This is a genomic window from Pseudomonas sp. UBA1879, from assembly GCF_002338065.1.
In the GTDB taxonomy this organism is placed as follows: domain Bacteria; phylum Pseudomonadota; class Gammaproteobacteria; order Pseudomonadales; family Pseudomonadaceae; genus Aquipseudomonas.
Window position 1 is genome coordinate 143,971 of record NZ_DDHJ01000004.1, and the last position, 16,367, is coordinate 160,337.

The 16,367-nt window shown below is 59.8% G+C and carries 14 protein-coding genes; 7 read left to right on the forward strand and 7 right to left on the reverse strand.

Annotated features, from left to right (window positions below; all coding sequences use genetic code 11):
• Positions 1–96 precede the first annotated feature (96 nt).
• The 7 genes from B3N48_RS03845 to gap all read right to left on the reverse strand — a co-directional run bounded on the left by B3N48_RS03845 (position 97) and on the right by gap (position 7,516).
• The gene (locus B3N48_RS03845) at positions 97–447 is read right to left on the reverse strand and encodes a DUF5064 family protein (RefSeq protein WP_296179696.1); all 351 of its coding nucleotides are present in this window, start codon (positions 445–447) and stop codon (positions 97–99) included.
• A gap of 60 nt (positions 448–507) precedes the next feature.
• A complete protein-coding gene (locus tag B3N48_RS03850; RefSeq protein WP_296179698.1) occupies positions 508–933 on the reverse strand; it encodes a YbaN family protein in 426 nt (141 codons plus the stop codon).
• A gap of 94 nt (positions 934–1,027) precedes the next feature.
• Positions 1,028–1,324 (reverse strand): hypothetical protein, encoded by a 297-nt coding sequence (locus B3N48_RS03855; RefSeq protein ID WP_296179699.1) that lies wholly within the window; start codon positions 1,322–1,324, stop codon positions 1,028–1,030.
• A 687-nt stretch (positions 1,325–2,011) separates the two neighbouring features.
• A complete protein-coding gene (locus tag B3N48_RS03860; protein WP_296179703.1) occupies positions 2,012–4,600 on the reverse strand; it encodes a TonB-dependent receptor in 2,589 nt (862 codons plus the stop codon).
• Positions 4,601–4,721: 121 nt separating this feature from the next.
• The gene (locus B3N48_RS03865) at positions 4,722–5,669 is read right to left on the reverse strand and encodes a FecR family protein (protein WP_296179706.1); all 948 of its coding nucleotides are present in this window, start codon (positions 5,667–5,669) and stop codon (positions 4,722–4,724) included.
• Positions 5,670–5,765: 96 nt separating this feature from the next.
• On the reverse strand, positions 5,766–6,281 hold the full coding sequence (locus B3N48_RS03870; RefSeq protein ID WP_296179710.1) for an RNA polymerase sigma factor: 516 nt from the start codon (positions 6,279–6,281) through the stop codon (positions 5,766–5,768).
• A gap of 233 nt (positions 6,282–6,514) precedes the next feature.
• On the reverse strand, positions 6,515–7,516 hold the full coding sequence (gap, locus tag B3N48_RS03875) for a type I glyceraldehyde-3-phosphate dehydrogenase (protein WP_296179712.1): 1,002 nt from the start codon (positions 7,514–7,516) through the stop codon (positions 6,515–6,517).
• Positions 7,517–7,752: 236 nt separating this feature from the next.
• Here gap and edd point away from each other — a divergent pair, with 236 nt between their 5' ends.
• From edd to B3N48_RS03910, 7 genes are all read left to right on the forward strand, one after another.
• A complete protein-coding gene (gene edd, locus B3N48_RS03880; protein WP_296179715.1) occupies positions 7,753–9,579 on the forward strand; it encodes a phosphogluconate dehydratase in 1,827 nt (608 codons plus the stop codon).
• A complete protein-coding gene (locus tag B3N48_RS03885) occupies positions 9,576–10,544 on the forward strand; it encodes a glucokinase (protein WP_296179717.1) in 969 nt (322 codons plus the stop codon). Before edd ends, B3N48_RS03885 begins: the two co-directional genes overlap by 4 nt.
• A gap of 122 nt (positions 10,545–10,666) precedes the next feature.
• Entirely contained in the window at positions 10,667–11,404 is a 738-nt protein-coding gene (locus B3N48_RS03890; protein ID WP_296179720.1) for a response regulator, read from the forward strand.
• A 6-nt stretch (positions 11,405–11,410) separates the two neighbouring features.
• Positions 11,411–12,871, forward strand: a complete 1,461-nt coding sequence (locus B3N48_RS03895) for an ATP-binding protein (RefSeq protein ID WP_296179723.1) — start codon at positions 11,411–11,413, stop codon at positions 12,869–12,871.
• 311 nt (positions 12,872–13,182) lie between these two features.
• Positions 13,183–14,469, forward strand: coding sequence for an ABC transporter substrate-binding protein (locus tag B3N48_RS03900; protein ID WP_296179728.1), 1,287 nt, complete (start codon positions 13,183–13,185; stop codon positions 14,467–14,469).
• Between the two features lie 149 nt (positions 14,470–14,618).
• Positions 14,619–15,527, forward strand: coding sequence for a carbohydrate ABC transporter permease (locus tag B3N48_RS03905; protein ID WP_296179731.1), 909 nt, complete (start codon positions 14,619–14,621; stop codon positions 15,525–15,527).
• Positions 15,520–16,365, forward strand: coding sequence for a carbohydrate ABC transporter permease (locus B3N48_RS03910; RefSeq protein WP_296179734.1), 846 nt, complete (start codon positions 15,520–15,522; stop codon positions 16,363–16,365). Before B3N48_RS03905 ends, B3N48_RS03910 begins: the two co-directional genes overlap by 8 nt.
• Positions 16,366–16,367: the final 2 nt, after the last annotated feature.

The window sequence follows — 16,367 nt, forward strand, 5'->3', positions numbered from 1 at the left end:
GCAAACAGCGCATCAGTGTTGCTCGACCGTGAGTCGTCGTGAGCAAGCTCACTTCCGCAGGAGGCAGTGTTAGTTCAATGGCATGTGCCTGAGTACCTAATTCAAATGTTCAGACGTGACCGCATCGCCTGATTTCATATCGAGCTTGTCGCGAATGTCTTCGAACATGGCGTCGTATTGGCCGTTCATATCATGCCAGTCAGCGTTTTTGGGCAGCCCGTACTTCTCGGCGATGCGTGAGGCTTCGCTGGCGAAGTTGTAGGCCTTGTCCTTGGGAAGGTCGAACGCTTCGTTCAGCGACTGGCCGTTGATCTGGCCTTCCAGCGTGAAGCGCATGCCGGGGCCAGACTCGGTCTCGGCGGGTTCATAGCGCAGATGAAGGTCGTAACCGACGTCGTCCGGCTGCAGGGACGGGTGGACGATATGCAGGTGGCCTGGTTCGAACATGTGACGGCTCCCTCAAGAAATGATGGTCGTAAGGAGCAGACCCCTTGCCGTGGCCGGGGTTCAGCGCTGGCCGGAAGACTCCGTACACGCTGTGGGTGGAGCGACTGGCTCGGGACGCGACCAGATCCAGATGTTCACCAGCACCATCCCAGTGACCGCGAAGTAAATCCACCAGTTGTGTTTCAGCACCACCAGCATGACCACGGCGCATATCAGCATCGTGACGGTCGCGCTGATTTTGGCGCGGCGGGCGATGAGTTTGCCATTGCGCCAGTTGCGCAGCATGGGGCCGAACAGCCGATGATTTTCCAGCCAGGCGCTCAGGCGCGGCGAACTCTTGGTGGCGGCCCAGGCGGCGAGCAGGATGAACTCGGTGGTCGGCAGTCCTGGAATGAAAATCGCGATGATCCCGATGGCAAGGCTCACGTAGGCCAGGATGCCGAAGAGGATGCGGGACAGTTTGCTGCCTGGAGGTGTGCTGATCATGGGTCTCGGGTGCGGCAGGGTGACGATGTGTTTCAAAGGCGCGGCCCTCGAAAGGATGCCCAGCTTACCAGCGCCGGACGTCATACGCTTCGTTTCAGGCAGGTTCGGCTTCAGGAGCCGACGTGTAGGCGTGGCTCAGCAGCACCTTAAAGCGTTCGAACGCCGCAAGGGCGGGTCTGTCGATCTCACGTTCCTGCGCGTCGCTGAACGGTAGATCGGCGAACAGCGCTTTGAGTTCTTGCTGCATGAGGTACTGAGCGCCGGGAAATCGGGTGTAGCTCGGCAGTGCGTTGAACGGCGTACTGGCTTTGACGGCTTTGTCCACTGGCTCGCGCGGAGCAGGGGTGGTCGGGTTCAAACGCTGGAAGCGACGAATCGGGTCATGAAACATGGTGTCTTCCTTGGAAATGTGGCGCTTGTAGACAAGACGAGTGAGGTGCGATGAGCAGTAAAAAAACCGGTCGTGCGGAGGTCATTGTGGGAACCGGCTTGCTGGCGAGAGCGGAGTGTCAGTTGACATCTTCATGACTGAACCACCTATTCGCCAGCAAGCCGGCTCCCACGAATACGATGTCGGTCGCAGATTTTATGACCTATGCATGACCCCTGTGGGAGCCGGCTTGCTGGCGAATGCGGTTTGCCAGCGAGCATAGAATCTCCCACGGATACGACGTCGGTCGCAGATGTTATGACCTATGCATAACCCCTGTGGGAGCCGGCTTGCTGGCGAATGCGGTTTGCCAGTGCGCATCGAATCTCCCACGGATACGACGTCGGTCGCAGATGTTATGACCTATGCATGACCCCTGTGGGAGCCGGCTCGCTGGCGAATGCGGTTTGCCAGCGAGCATAGAATCTCCCTCGGATACGACGTCGGTCGCAGATGTTATGACCTATGCATGACCCCTGTGGGAGCCGGCTCGCTGGCGAATTCGGTTTGCCAGTGAGCATAGAATCTCCCACGGGTACGATGTCGGTCGCAGATGTTATGACCTAGGCATGACCTCCGTGGGAGCCGGCTCGCTGGCGAATGCGGTTTGCCAGCGAGCATAGAATCTCCCAGAAGGCGAGCGACTCGTCAGATATCCCACACCACGTTGATTGCGACGTTACGGCCCGGCTGAGTCAGGCGATCCAGGCTGGCGGGCGCGGTCACGCCTGCTTCACCTACACCGTCGTAGCCGCGCACGTCATCCCACAGCCAGTATTTCTTGTCGGCCAGGTTGTACAGGCCGCCGCTGACCGTCACATCGTCGGTCACTTTGTAGAAACCGGTCAGGTCTAACTTGCCGAACCCTGGGGTTCTGAACTGTTTGGACGTCCCGTCGGGTGCATTGAAGGTCGAGCTGTCCACACGGGTCTTGCGTTTGACCAGCGTCCAGTTCAGCAAGCCGCCGTAATTCTCATGCTCGTAGCCCAGGCCAAACACGCCGGTCAGCGGGTTCACGCTGTTGATCGGCTGACCGGTGTCGTCGTTGCGGCCATGGGCGTAGGCCACCGCGCCTTGGGTGTAGAGGCCTTGCGGCGCGCCGAAGGTGTCCAGGTTCAGACGGCCTTTCAACTCCACGCCCTTGATGGTGGCGTGCTTGATGTTGTTGGACTGGAAAACGGCTTGGTTCGATGAGGCCGGCTGGATGGCGTCTTCATTAATGAAGTCGCGGTATTTGTTGTAGAAAACCGCCACGTCGAACGTCCCCGCATCGAAGCGACCGCGCAGCCCGGTTTCGTAGCTTCGGCTTTTCTCGGGCTCCAGATTCGGGTTTGGCTCGACGATGTAATTGCTCTGGACGTTTTCGAAGCGGCCATACAACGCTTTGGCGCTCGGCGTGCGGAAGCCTTCAGCATACTGACCGAACCAGGTGTAGGCGTCGTTGATGGCGTAGGTCACGCCCAGTTTGGGCGACAGGCGATGCCACTTTTTCTCGCTGTCGTCGAACTGGCGGGCATCCGTCAGATTGACCGCGCGCAGGAATTCCGGGGTCGCATGGGGATCGAGCGTGGTGTAGTCGTAACGCGCGCCGGGCGTGAGGGTCCAGTCGCCCCAGGTGATCTGGTCCTGTGCGAACAGGGCGTAGGTGTTGACGGTAGGGTCCGGGAAGTCGCTGTTCGGCGCGAGCGCGTCCGAGGCGGTCGGGCTAGGCGCGCCGAGGATCCGACAGGTGCCCAGAACCGCCGCGCAGGTCGCGGTGCCGCTGCGGCTGCCGGTGACCTTTTGTTGCTTGATCATGGTGCCGTAGGTCAACAGATGATCGGTGTCAGCGAGGGTGAAAGCCTTGTCGAGCTGAGCGTCGAAGATCCACTGACGTTCTTGATATTGGGTATCGCGGGTGCGCCACACGTCGCGACTGCCCGGCACATAGCGCTCCAGGGTGTCCTGATCGGTCTTGGCAATCTGGTAGTTGAGGCTCCACTTCACGTTGTCGACCAGCAGACTGTCGAGGGCGAAGGTATTTTCCAGGCCGAAGCGCTCGCGGGTGATCACGTCGTTGCCCTCGCGTCCACGGTACAACCCGAAGCCCCGACCTGCGTTGAATGGCCCGCCCACCGCGCTCTTCTGATCGGTGTGGGTATCGTCCTTGTATTTCTCGTAGGTGAACGCCAGCCGGTCGTCATCGCCGTAGTTCCAACCCAGCTTGGCCAGCACATTGGTGGCGCGAACGTCTGCGGGGTTGGCGGCGGTACGGCTCAGGCCTGTCCCGCCGTGCTCACCATAGGACTCGATTTCCCGGCCGTTGCGCTGGCTGACGTGCAACATCGCATCGATATCCCCTCCACGGCCCGCGACCGTCGCCGAGTTCAGCCAGCTGTTGTCCGCCGAGCTGTAGCCGGTTTTGAGGCGCGCGCCGACGTCCTTGCCCGGCTTGATGACGTCTTCGGGGTCCAGGGTGTAATAGCTCACCGCGCCGCCGATGGCACTGCTGCCGTACAACGCCGAAGCCGGGCCACGCAGGATTTCCACGCGTTTGACGATTTCCGGGTCGACGTAATTGCGATGGGTGTTGGCGTACGGACCGGAAAAATAGTTGTCCGGCACTTCGACGCCGTCGACCTGGGTCAGAATCCGGTCCCCATCGATGCCCCGAATGTTGAAGCCACTGGCGCCTGCGCGTTGGCCGACGCCGCCGACGGAAACACCGGGTTCGTAACGCACCAGATCACGAATGCTGTTGACGTTCTGGCGATCCAGCTCGGCGCGGTCGTGTACGGTCACGGTGTTAGGGACCGATGCCACCGACTGCGCCTGCCGGGTCGCACTCACGGTGACCTGTTCCAGCGCCAGTGCGCCCGCGGCGTTGCGCTTCTCAAGCACGACATTATGAGTACCGAGGCTGCGGTAGCTGAGGTTGCTGCCGGCGAGCAGGCGATCCAGCGCTTTTTCCGGGGGCATCGTGCCGATAACGCCCGGCGAGGTGAGGTCCTTCGCCAGATCCGACGACATGCCGACCTGCCAACCCGTGGTCTTGCTGAATGCGTTGAGCGCCGATACCAGCGGCTGCTGTTTGATGGCGAACGCATAGCTGCCCGCGACACGCGCAGGCTGCTCGGCGGCAGCGACAGGCGCCGTATGCAGACCGGCGCTGAACATCGCCACGGTCAGCAGCGAAAGAGTGAAATGGCGGGTAGTCCTGGGCGAGTCGGATGTGACGGGGATGAACGTGGACGGCATCAATAGCGCTCCGTGTCGTGCGTGTCGTTAACGTGTTGGCAAGTAGTTTGGTAATAGGAATCACTTGCATTGGCTATAACGAGACGTACGACACACGGCTATCGCGTAAAAATAATTATTCTCAATTGAGGATCACGACCGCAGGCAGTTCATGCAGCTGGGCCGAGGTGATATGGGCGAGCGAACGCACCACGTCGATCGGATTGTCCAGCCGATAGTTTCCGGTCACGGTCACCTGATCCAGCTGCGTATTGGCATTGACGATCCAGCCGGGGTAGTAACGCCGCAGCTCAGCCAGCACTTCCTTGAGCGGGCAGTTATCAAAAATCAGGCGACCCTGAATCCAGGCCAGGTCTTTGTTTTGATCGACTTTCTCGCGATGACCGAAGCCTTCAGGGCCCACGCGCAAGCTGTCGCCAGCGTTCAGGCTGATGTGAGAATTGCCCCGGGTGGCCTGAACGTTCAGGGCGCCTCGCTCGACTTGAATCTGCGCCACGCCATCCAGATAGCGCACGGCGAATGCTGTGCTGCTGGCACTCATGCGCACCGGACCCGCTTCGACCTCCAGCGGCAGTCCCTTGGCGGTCGGCACTTCGAAGAACGCTTCGCCTTCGTAAAGCCGCGCGACCCGCTGCCGGTCATCCAGCCCACTGGAGAACGCGGATCGGGTATTGAGTAGCACCTTCGACCCGTCGCCAAGCTCCAGCCGCTGGCGCTCTCCCGCCACAGTCAGGTGGTCGGCCTTCAACCGCAACGGCACATCACTGAAGTTGAAAAGCCCGAGTAACACGACCGCCGCAGTGGCCAGCGGCAGCCAATGCGCGCGCAAGCGACGCAGCGCGGAAGGCTTTTCAGGTGTGGCCAGCGCGAGCGCCGCTTCGAGGATTGGCTGGGAATGCCATACCGCCTCGGCCTTGGCGAAAGCTTCGCCATGGGCAGGGTCGGCCGCGAGCCAGTCCTGAAAGCGCGCGCGTTGCTGGGCGTCAGCAGTTTCCAGTGCGATCAGCCAGTTCAAGGCCTGATCCAGGGCGCTGTCGGTCACAGGGCCAGGTGAATGAGAGTCCGTCAAGGGGCGTCCTCGGCTACACGGTATGGAGCGGGAGTGTAGCGAGATGTCGCTCGCTGCCCGCCGATTTCTTATGACATACGGATCTAGCCGCGCTCATCAACGTTCGAGCCGGGCCGCCACCCCGACGCAAATGGCCATGATCAGCTTGAGTTCCTTTTGCACGGTACTGGCCGATACGCCCAATTGCTCGGCGATTGCCAGGTAGCTGCAACCGTTGAGGCGGCTCAGGGTGAAGATTTTCTGTTGGCGTGGCGTGAGCTTCTCAAGGCTGGCATTCAGGCTTTTCAGCAGCCGATTGGCGTGGGCGGCGTCTTCCAGCGCTGCGTCAGGCGCGACCACGTTGTGAAGTTCAGACAGCGGGGCGTCGTCGACGATGGTGCGCGCGTAAACGCGTCGGGCACGCAGATGGTCCAGTGCCAGATTGCGGGCAGTCTGAAACACGAACGGCTCAAGATGATCGATAGCACGCTCGCCCAACGCGCGGGTCACGCGCAGGTAAGTTTCCTGCAACAGGTCTTCGGCGGTGCTCGGGTTGCGAACCATGCGTTGCAAGGTGCGCAGCAGAATCGTTCGCCTTGCCAGGAAAACGTCGTTGAAGCGGGATTGACTCACGGGGATACCCGACCAGAAATTCAGCGAATGATAATGATTGTCATCTACTGTTCAGGTCAAGGGAGTGAGGTACAAAGGTCGTGTAAATCAGAAGTGTCCGCAAATCCTTGTAGGAATGAGCTTGCTCGCGATGGCGTCAGGTCGGACATTGGAACGTTACTGACGTATCGCCATCGCGAGCAAGCTCACTCCTACACTCAAACGCGCCAGCGGCCAGGGAGGTGGCGCAATTGTTACTCCGCGTTCATCAACGCCAGGCAGTTATCCAGCATGCGGTTGGAGAAGCCCCATTCGTTGTCGTACCACGCCAGCACCTTGAGCAAACGACCGCTGACTTTGGTGTGGTTTGCGTCGAAGATCGACGACAGCGGGTTGTGGTTGAAGTCATGGGACACCAATGGCAGCGCGTTATAGCCGAGAATTTTCGACTGTTTGGCCGCTTCTTTCATAATCGAATTGACTTCATCGGCGGTCGCGTCGCGCTTGAGCTGGATGGTCAGGTCCACCAGCGATACGTTGATCACTGGCACCCGAACCGCCATGCCGGTCAACTTGCCTGCCAATTCCGGCAGCACCAGGCCGACGGCTTCGGCAGCACCGGTCTTGCTCGGGATCATCGATTGCGTGGCCGAACGCGCGCGGTACGGGTCGGTGTGGTAGACGTCGATCAGATTCTGGTCGTTGGTGTAGGCGTGAATCGTGGTCATCAGACCGCTCTCGATCCCCAGCTCGCGGTGCAGCACTTGAGCGACTGGCGCGAGGCAGTTGGTGGTGCACGACGCGTTGGAGATGACTTCGTGGGACTGGCGCAATACGTCGTGGTTGACGCCGTACACGACCGTCGCATCTGCACCTTTGGCCGGTGCCGAAATGATGACTTTCTTGGCGCCGGCGGTGATGTGCGCCGCTGCCTTGTTGCGGTCGGTGAACAGCCCGGTGCATTCGAACACCACGTCGATGTTTTCCGATTTCCACGGCAACTCGGCAGGGTTGCGAATGGCGCTGACCGAAATTCGGTCACCATTCACGGTGATGCTTTCTTTGTCGTGCTCAACGGTTGCGTCAAAAGGACCGTGTACCGTGTCGTACTTCAGCAGATGGGCGTTGATCTCGCTGTCGCCCAAGTCGTTGATGGCGACGACCTGCAAATCCTGACGATAACCCTGGGTATAGAGTGCACGTAGGACGTTGCGGCCGATTCGGCCAAAGCCATTGATTGCGATGCGGAGAGTCATACACCCGTCCTCAGTGAATTTGTTGTTGGAATTACAAGATTATTCTCATAAAAATAGAAAACAAGCCTTTTTAGTGGCAGTATTTTGTTTTATCTACAAATAGAAACCCGTCAAGCCGACACAACTGTCTGAAAACTCTAGCCTTTGCTGAAGCGTTTCTCTTGGGCCATGATGCGATAGCCGGTTTTGAAAGCGCCTGAACGGGTGACCCATCCGCTAGCCTGGAGTTCATCACAATGCATCCCCGCGTCCTTGAGGTAACCGAACGGTTGATCGCCCGCAGCCGTGAAACCCGCCAGCGCTATCTGCACATGATCCGGGACGCGGCGAGCGACGGCCCGATGCGCGGTAAATTGCAATGTGCCAACTTCGCCCACGGCGTCGCTGCCTGCGGCACCGAAGACAAAAACAGCCTGCGGATGATGAACGCCGCCAACGTCGCCATCGTTTCTTCTTATAACGACATGCTTTCGGCGCATCAGCCGTACGAGCATTTTCCCGAACAGATCAAAAAAGCCCTGCGCGAAATCGGCTCCGTCGGCCAGTTCGCAGGCGGCGTGCCCGCCATGTGCGACGGCGTCACCCAGGGCGAGCCGGGCATGGAGTTGAGTATCGCCAGCCGGGAAGTCATTGCAATGGCAACGGCCGTCGCGTTGTCGCACAACATGTTCGACGCCGCTTTAATGCTGGGCATCTGCGACAAGATCGTGCCGGGTTTGCTGATGGGGTCGCTGCGTTTCGGCCACTTGCCTACGATTTTTGTGCCGGGCGGGCCGATGGTGTCGGGCATTTCCAACAAGGAAAAAGCCGACGTGCGGCAGCGTTACGCCGAAGGCAAGGCCACCCGCGAAGAGCTGCTGGACTCGGAAATGAAGTCTTACCACGGGCCGGGCACCTGTACCTTTTATGGCACTGCCAACACCAACCAGCTGCTGATGGAAGTCATGGGCCTGCACTTGCCGGGCGCCTCCTTCGTCAATCCCTACACGCCGCTGCGCGATGCCCTGACCCGCGAAGCGGCATTCCAGGTGACGCGTCTGACAAAACAGAGCGGCGATTTCATTCCTCTGGGAGAGATTGTGGACGAGCGTTCGTTGGTCAACTCGATTGTCGCCCTGCACGCGACCGGCGGTTCCACCAACCACACGCTGCACATGCCAGCCATCGCCCAATGCGCAGGCATTCAATTGACGTGGCAAGACATGGCCGACCTTTCGGAAGTGGTGCCGACCCTGAGCCACGTCTACCCGAATGGCAAAGCGGACATCAACCATTTCCAGGCGGCAGGCGGCATGTCGTTCCTGATCCGCGAGTTGCTCGATGCCGGGTTGCTGCACGAAGACGTCAATACCGTGATGGGCCGTGGCCTGCGTCGCTATACCCAGGAGCCGTTCCTCGATGACGGCAAGCTGGTCTGGCGCGATGGGCCGATCAATAGTCTCGACGAAAACATCCTGCGACCCATCGCCCGTCCGTTCTCGCCAGAGGGCGGTCTGCGTGTGATGGAAGGCAACCTGGGGCGCGGCGTGATGAAGGTCTCCGCCGTGGCGCTGGAGCATCAGATCGTCGAAGCGCCGGCCAAGGTCTTCGAAGATCAGCAGGATCTGGCCGACGCTTTCAAGGCGGGGGAGTTGGAGTGCGATTTCGTGGCGGTCATGCGTTTTCAGGGGCCGCGTTCCAACGGCATGCCCGAATTGCACAAAATGACGCCGTTCCTTGGCGTGTTGCAGGACCGGGGCTTCAAAGTCGCGCTGATCACAGACGGGCGCATGTCGGGCGCCTCGGGAAAAATCCCTGCGGCGATTCATGTGTGCCCCGAGGCCGCGGATGGTGGCCCTTTGGCACTTGTGCGAGAGGGGGACCTCGTTCGGGTAGATGGCGTAAAAGGGACGTTGCAAGTTCTGGTCGAACCGGCAGAATTGGCGGCCAGAGAACCGGCAATCGGCCGTTTGTCCCACAACGTGGGCACCGGCCGTGAACTGTTCGGTTTCATGCGCGCGGCCTTTAGCTCGGCAGAGAAAGGCGCCAGCGCCTTTACTTCGAATTTGGAGACGCTCAAGTGACATTGGCGATGGTGGGTGATATCGGCGGCACGAATGCTCGTTTTGCCATTTGGGAAGACGATCAGTTGCACTCGATCCGGGTGTTCCCGACGGTCGATTACGCCAGTCCCGAAAAAGCCTTGCAGGTCTACCTCGAAGACCTCGAATTGCAGCTGGGGGATGTGGGCTCCATCTGTCTGGCGGTCGCGGGGCCTGTGACCGGCGACGATTTTCACTTCACCAACAGCCACTGGAAGATCAATCGACAAGCTTTTTGCGCGACGCTGAAGATTGATCATCTGATCATGGTCAACGATTTTACGGCCATGGCGCTGGGCATGACCCGCCTGCGCGACGACGAATACCTGACCGTGCGCCATGGCAAAGGTGACCCGAAAGGCGCCCGCGTAGTGATCGGCCCTGGCACCGGCCTGGGGGTCGGGACGCTGATCCGCTCTGGCGAAAATCACTGGACGGCAGTGCCGGGGGAGGGCGGTCACGTCAACCTGCCCATCGGCACGGCCCGCGAGGCGCTGCTCTGGACGCGGCTGATGGCCGAGCATGAACACGTCAGTGCTGAAACGATTTTGAGCGGCGCCGGTCTGTTGCTGCTGTATCGGATCAGCTGCGCGCTGGACGGCATCGATCCTGAGCTGAAATCGCCTGCGGCTATCACCTCTGCGGCGCTCAAGGGTGACCCGGTGGCGAGCGCGGTGCTGGAGCAGTTCTGCGTGTTCCTCGGTCGCGTTGCAGGCGATAACGTATTGACCGTGGGTGGACGAGGCGGTGTGTACATCGCGGGCGGCGTCATTCCGCGTTTCGTCGACTTCTTTATGCAGAGCGGCTTTAACAACGCTTTGGCAGACAAAGGGTTGATGAAGGATTACTTCAAGGATGTACCGGTGTGGCTGGTGACGGCCGAGTACCCGGGTCTGATGGGCGCGGGTGTGGCGCTGGACCAGGCGGCAAGCCAGCACCAGCTTTGAGCGGCAAGCTACAGGCCGCAAGAAGGATTGCGTACGGCTTGGTTTTTTTCTTGAAGCTTGAAGCTCCCAGCTCGTAGCTGCTTTTCATAACAATAATTTCAGTGCCGACAAGGACGACCCAAGTGAACACTGTCAGTAAATCGATTCTGGTGGTCGATGACGACCAGGAGATTCGGGAATTGTTGCACGCTTACCTGAGCCGCTCGGGGTTTCAGGTGCGCACGGTGGGCGACGGCGCGGAGTTTCGTCAGGCCTTCAACGATGAGCCCAGCGACCTGTTGATTCTCGACGTCATGTTGCCCGACGAAGACGGCTTCAGCCTGTGCCGTTGGGTTCGGCAGCACCCACGTCAGCCTCACGTGCCGATCATCATGCTCACCGCCAGCTCCGACGAAGCCGACCGGGTCATTGGTCTGGAACTCGGCGCTGACGACTACATGGCCAAACCCTTCAGCCCGCGCGAGCTTCAGGCCCGCATCAAGGCGTTGTTGCGCCGCGCGCAGTTCGGTCAGGAGCGTGCAGGCGGCGAAGTGCTGGTGTTCGATGAGTGGCGACTGGACATGGTCAGCCACCGCCTGTTCCACAGCGATGGCGAAGAGGTCATTCTCTCGGGCGCCGACTTTGCATTGCTCAAATTGTTTCTCGACAACCCCCAGCAGATCCTCGATCGCGACACCATCGGCAACGCCACCCGGGGCCGTGAATTGATGCCGTTGGAGCGCATCGTCGACATGGCGGTGAGCCGTTTGCGCCAGCGTTTGCGCGACACCGGCAAGGCGCCGCGTTTGATTCGTACCGTGCGAGGCAGTGGTTATCTGTTGGCGGCCAACGTGTTGCCACAAGCCAGCAACGGCTACTGACCGCTGATGGTGAACGACAAAAAGCGCCGCCTGCCCGTTCCGCGCTCATTGCTGGGGCGCATGTTGCTGCTGACTTTGCTGGCGGTGTTGTTGGCCCAGACCCTCTCCAGCCTGATCTGGCTCTCGCAACTGCGCGCCACGCAAATGGAGGGGCTGATCACCAGCGCCCGCAGCCTGGGGTTTTCCATGTCCGCGAGCGTCAGCTATTTCCGCTCGTTGCCTGTCGCCTTTCGTCCGCTGGTGCTCGATCAACTGCGCAGCATGGGCGGCACGCGTTTCTTCGTTTCCCTCAATGACCGCCCGCTGGACATGCAAGTGCTGGAGCCCACTGTGCGTAAGACCGCGGTGATCGATGTCGTCGGCCAGGTGCTGCGACAGAACCTCGGCGCAGACCCTGACATTCTGGTGCGCTTCGTGCGACCCGAAGACCTGCGGATTTTCAACAGCGGATTGAGGCTCGATGAACTCCCGCGCTCCTGGGCGCATTACGCGCTGACGCTGGAACCGGTGAATCCGCCTGTGCTGGTGACGCAAATCGAGCTGTCGCCCGGCGAGTGGCTGTACATCGCGTCGCTGCTGCCCGAACCCTACACGATGCTCGAAGAAGAAGGTCTGCCGTCTCAGCAGGTCTGGTTCATCGGCCTGACCAGCGTTTTTCTGCTGGTGTTCATCGGTCTTCTGGTGCATTGGCAAAGCGGGCCGCTCAAACGCCTGGCCCGTGCGGCGCGGGACCTGTCGCTGGGCGCGGACGTCGAGCCGGTGGTCGAAGGTGGCGGCAGCGAGGTCATCGAAGTGACCCGAGCGTTCAACACCATGCGCGATCGCATCAGTCGCTACCTCACTGAGCGGGGGCAATTGTTCAGCGCGATTTCCCACGACTTGCGCACTCCGATCACGCGTCTCAGGTTGCGTGTCGAGCTGCTGGAAGACGAGGTTATGCAAGCGAAATTCACGCGCGATCTGGATGAGTTGGAGCTACTGGTCAAAGGCGCCCTGCAGTGCGTGAAGGACACCGACATTCACGAAAACATCGAGCCGGTCGACCTCAACCACGCGCTGGATTGCCTGATCGAGCCATACCTCGGCGCCAGTGGGGACGGACGGGTGACGGTCGAAGGCCAGGCCATGTCGATGTTTTACGGCAAGCCGCTGGCACTGCGTCGCTGCATGGGCAATTTGATCGATAACGCCATCAAATACGGCGACAAAGCCCATCTGCGCATCGAGGACGACGCCGAGGCATTTGTGCTTCACGTCGATGACGAAGGTCCAGGGGTGCCTGAACAGCGACTGGATCAGGTGTTCGAGCCGCATTTCCGGCTGGCAGGCAAACAGCAGCAGGGTTATGGGCTGGGGCTGGGCATCGCCCGCAACATCGCCCACAGCCATGGGGGCGAGGTGACATTGCAAAACCTTCGCGAAGGCGGTCTGCGCGCGACGTTGTACCTGCCGCGTGGCGTGGAATAGACATCCTGTTGTCTGCTTCAATTTCTGTAGGAGCGTGGCTTGTCCCGCGATCGGCGGGGAACCCGTCGTAGAAACCCGCGCATCGGGTATGCCAGGGACGACGGTAAACGCAGGTTTTGCGGCGACTGCATCGCTGATCGCGGGACAAGCCACGCTCCTACTGCTACGAGTTTCCACCAGAAGATTTGAATGTAACCAGCCTGTGACATTCACGCGTCGCTTCGTTACCGTCCGCTCTAACCCGTTGTTTAGAATCCATGCAGCGCAAGCACCACGACTTGCTCATGCATAACAACAATAAGGTCAAATAGATGAATTCGATCTCACGTCTCGCAGCACTTATTTCTCTCGCCTCGTTGTTCCCTCTGAGCGCTATGGCCGCCGATTCCAAAGGCACTGTCGAAGTGGTCCACTGGTGGACGTCCGGCGGTGAAAAAGCGGCTGTCGATGTGCTTAAAGCCCAAGTTGAAAAAGATGGTTTCACCTGGAAAGACGGCGCCGTTGCAGGCGGCGGCGGTTCGACGGCCATGACCGTTCTCAAGAGCCGCGCCGTGGCAGGTAACCCGCCAGGCGTTGCCCAGATCAAAGGCCCGGACATTCAGGAATGGGCATCCACTGGCCTGCTCGACACGGATGTGTTGAAAGACACCGCCAAAGAAGAAAAGTGGGACAGCCTGCTGGACAAGAAAGTCTCCGACACCGTGAAGTACGACGGTGATTACGTGGCCGTTCCGGTGAACATTCACCGCGTGAACTGGCTATGGATCAACCCTGAAGTCTTCAAGAAAGCCGGTATCGAAAAAGCCCCCACCACCCTCGAAGAGTTCTACGCCGCTGGCGACAAGCTGAAGAAAGCCGGCTTTATCCCGCTGGCCCACGGTGGTCAGCCTTGGCAGGACAGCACCGTCTTCGAAGCGGTCGTTCTGTCCGTGATGGGCGCAGACGGGTACAAGAAAGCGCTCGTCGATCTCGACAACGGCGCGCTGACCGGTCCTGAGATGGTCAAGGCGCTGACTGAACTGAAGAAAGTCGCCACCTACATGGACCCGGACGGCAAAGGCCAGGACTGGAACCTGGAAGCCGCTAAAGTCATCAACGGCAAGGCCGGCATGCAGATCATGGGTGACTGGGCCAAGTCCGAATGGACCGCTGCCAAGAAAGTCGCTGGCAAAGACTACGAGTGCGTTGCTTTCCCGGGCACCGACAAAGCGTTCACCTACAACATCGACTCGCTGGCTGTGTTCAAACAGAAAGACGCGGGTACTGCCGCTGGTCAGAAGGATATCGCCAAGGTCGTGCTGGGTGAAAACTTCCAGAAAGTCTTCAGCATCAACAAAGGCTCGATCCCGGTTCGGACCGACATGCTGGCTGACATGAACAAGTACGGCTTCGACTCCTGCGCGCAGACCGCTGCCAAGGACTTCCTTGCCGATGCCAAGTCGGGCGGTCTGCAACCGAGCATGGCCCACAACATGGCAACCACGCTGGCTGTGCAGGGCGCTTTCTTTGACGTCGTGACCAACTACATCAACGACCCGAAAGCCGATCCGGCTGACGCGGCGAAGAAGTTGGGTGCGGCAATCAAGTCGGCTAAATAGTTCGTATCACCGCTCCCCTGTAGGAGTGGGCTTGCTCGCGATGCGTTTGACCAGACACCAGATTCGTGTCTGACACAGCTGATCGCGAGCAAGCTCACTTCTACAGAGAGCACGGTCGTAATCTTCACTTTTCCGTACTGGATTTTCCCATGAGTTCTGTTGCTGTGTTCAGCAAAGCCTCGCCGTTCGATGCACTGCAGCGCTGGCTACCCAAACTGGTGCTGGCGCCCAGCATGTTCATCGTTCTGGTGGGTTTCTACGGCTATATCCTGTGGACGTTCGTTCTGTCGTTCACCAACTCGACTTTCTTGCCGACCTATAAATTCGTGGGTCTGGCGCAGTACGCGCGGCTGTTCGATAACGACCGCTGGTGGGTGGCAAGCAAAAACCTTGCGGTCTTTGGCGGCATGTTCATCGGCATCAGCCTGGTGATCGGCGTGCTGCTGGCGGTGTTCCTCGATCAGCGCATTCGTCGCGAAGGGTTCATCCGCACCATTTATCTGTACCCGATGGCGCTTTCGATGATCGTCACCGGCACCGCCTGGAAATGGCTGCTTAACCCCGGCATGGGCCTGGACAAGCTACTGCGCGACTGGGGCTGGGAAGGCTTCCGCCTGGACTGGCTGATCGACCAGGATCGCGTGGTCTACTGCCTGGTGATCGCAGCGGTCTGGCAGGCGTCGGGGTTCATCATGGCGATGTTTCTGGCGGGGCTGCGGGGCGTCGATCAATCGATTATCCGGGCAGCGCAGATCGATGGCGCGAGCATGCCGAAGATTTACTGGAAAGTGGTGCTGCCAAGCCTGCGTCCGGTGTTTTTCAGTGCCGTGATGATTCTGGCGCACATCGCGATCAAGAGCTTCGATCTGGTGGCCGCGATGACGGCAGGCGGCCCGGGCTATTCGTCCGACTTGCCGGCCATGTTCATGTATTCGTTCACCTTTAGCCGTGGCCAGATGGGCATGGGCTCGGCCAGTGCGATTCTGATGCTCGGTGCGATTCTCGCGATCCTCGTGCCTTACCTGTATTCCGAGCTGAGGACCAAGCGCAATGACTAGTCTCGCTGCCAAACCTTCCATCAGCCTGAGCCGCATTGCGATTTACGTCGTACTTATCGGCGCCGCGTTGGTTTATCTGGTCCCGCTGGTGGTCATGCTGCTGACCAGCTTCAAATCCCCGGAAGACATCGGCACCGGCAACCTGCTGAGCTGGCCCACTGAAGTCACCGGCATCGGCTGGGTCAAAGCCTGGGCGACGGTCAAAGGCTACTTCCTGAATTCGATTCTGATCACCGTGCCGGCGGTGCTGATTTCTACCGCCATCGGCGCGCTCAACGGCTACGTGCTGTCGATGTGGCGCTTCCGGGGCTCGCAGATGTTCTTCGGCCTGTTGCTGTTCGGCTGCTTCCTGCCGTTCCAGACCGTGCTGCTGCCCGCGTCGTTCACCCTCGGCAAAATGGGTCTGGCCAGCACCACCACCGGCCTTGTCCTCGTTCACGTGGTCTACGGCCTGGCGTTTACCACGCTGTTCTTCCGCAACTACTACGTCAGCGTGCCAGACGCGCTGGTCAAAGCGGCGCGTCTGGACGGTGCCGGGTTCTTCACCATCTTCCGGCGGATCATTCTGCCGATGTCGACCCCGATCATCATGGTCTGCCTGATCTGGCAGTTCACCCAGATCTGGAACGACTTCCTGTTCGGTGTGGTGTTTTCCAGCGGTGATTCGCAGCCCATCACGGTGGCGCTGAACAACCTGGTCAACACCAGCACCGGGGCCAAGGAATACAACGTGGACATGGCGGCGGCGATGATCGCCGGGCTGCCGACCCTGCTGGTCTATGTGGTCGCAGGCAAGTATTTCGTGCGCGGGCTAACGGCCGGCGCAGTCAAGGGGTAATC

Excerpts from the sequence above, each read along its gene's own strand:
- B3N48_RS03845 (WP_296179696.1), bottom strand. The coding sequence starts at position 447 with ATGTTCGAACCAGGCCACCTGCATATCGTCCACCCGTCCCTGCAGCCG.
- B3N48_RS03850 (WP_296179698.1), bottom strand. The coding sequence starts at position 933 with ATGATCAGCACACCTCCAGGCAGCAAACTGTCCCGCATCCTCTTCGGC.
- B3N48_RS03855 (WP_296179699.1), bottom strand. The coding sequence starts at position 1,324 with ATGTTTCATGACCCGATTCGTCGCTTCCAGCGTTTGAACCCGACCACC.
- B3N48_RS03860 (WP_296179703.1), bottom strand. The coding sequence starts at position 4,600 with ATGCCGTCCACGTTCATCCCCGTCACATCCGACTCGCCCAGGACTACC.
- gap (WP_296179712.1), bottom strand. The coding sequence starts at position 7,516 with ATGACTCTCCGCATCGCAATCAATGGCTTTGGCCGAATCGGCCGCAAC.
- edd (WP_296179715.1), top strand. The coding sequence starts at position 7,753 with ATGCATCCCCGCGTCCTTGAGGTAACCGAACGGTTGATCGCCCGCAGC.
- B3N48_RS03895 (WP_296179723.1), top strand. The coding sequence starts at position 11,411 with ATGGTGAACGACAAAAAGCGCCGCCTGCCCGTTCCGCGCTCATTGCTG.
- B3N48_RS03900 (WP_296179728.1), top strand. The coding sequence starts at position 13,183 with ATGAATTCGATCTCACGTCTCGCAGCACTTATTTCTCTCGCCTCGTTG.
- B3N48_RS03905 (WP_296179731.1), top strand. The coding sequence starts at position 14,619 with ATGAGTTCTGTTGCTGTGTTCAGCAAAGCCTCGCCGTTCGATGCACTG.
- B3N48_RS03910 (WP_296179734.1), top strand. The coding sequence starts at position 15,520 with ATGACTAGTCTCGCTGCCAAACCTTCCATCAGCCTGAGCCGCATTGCG.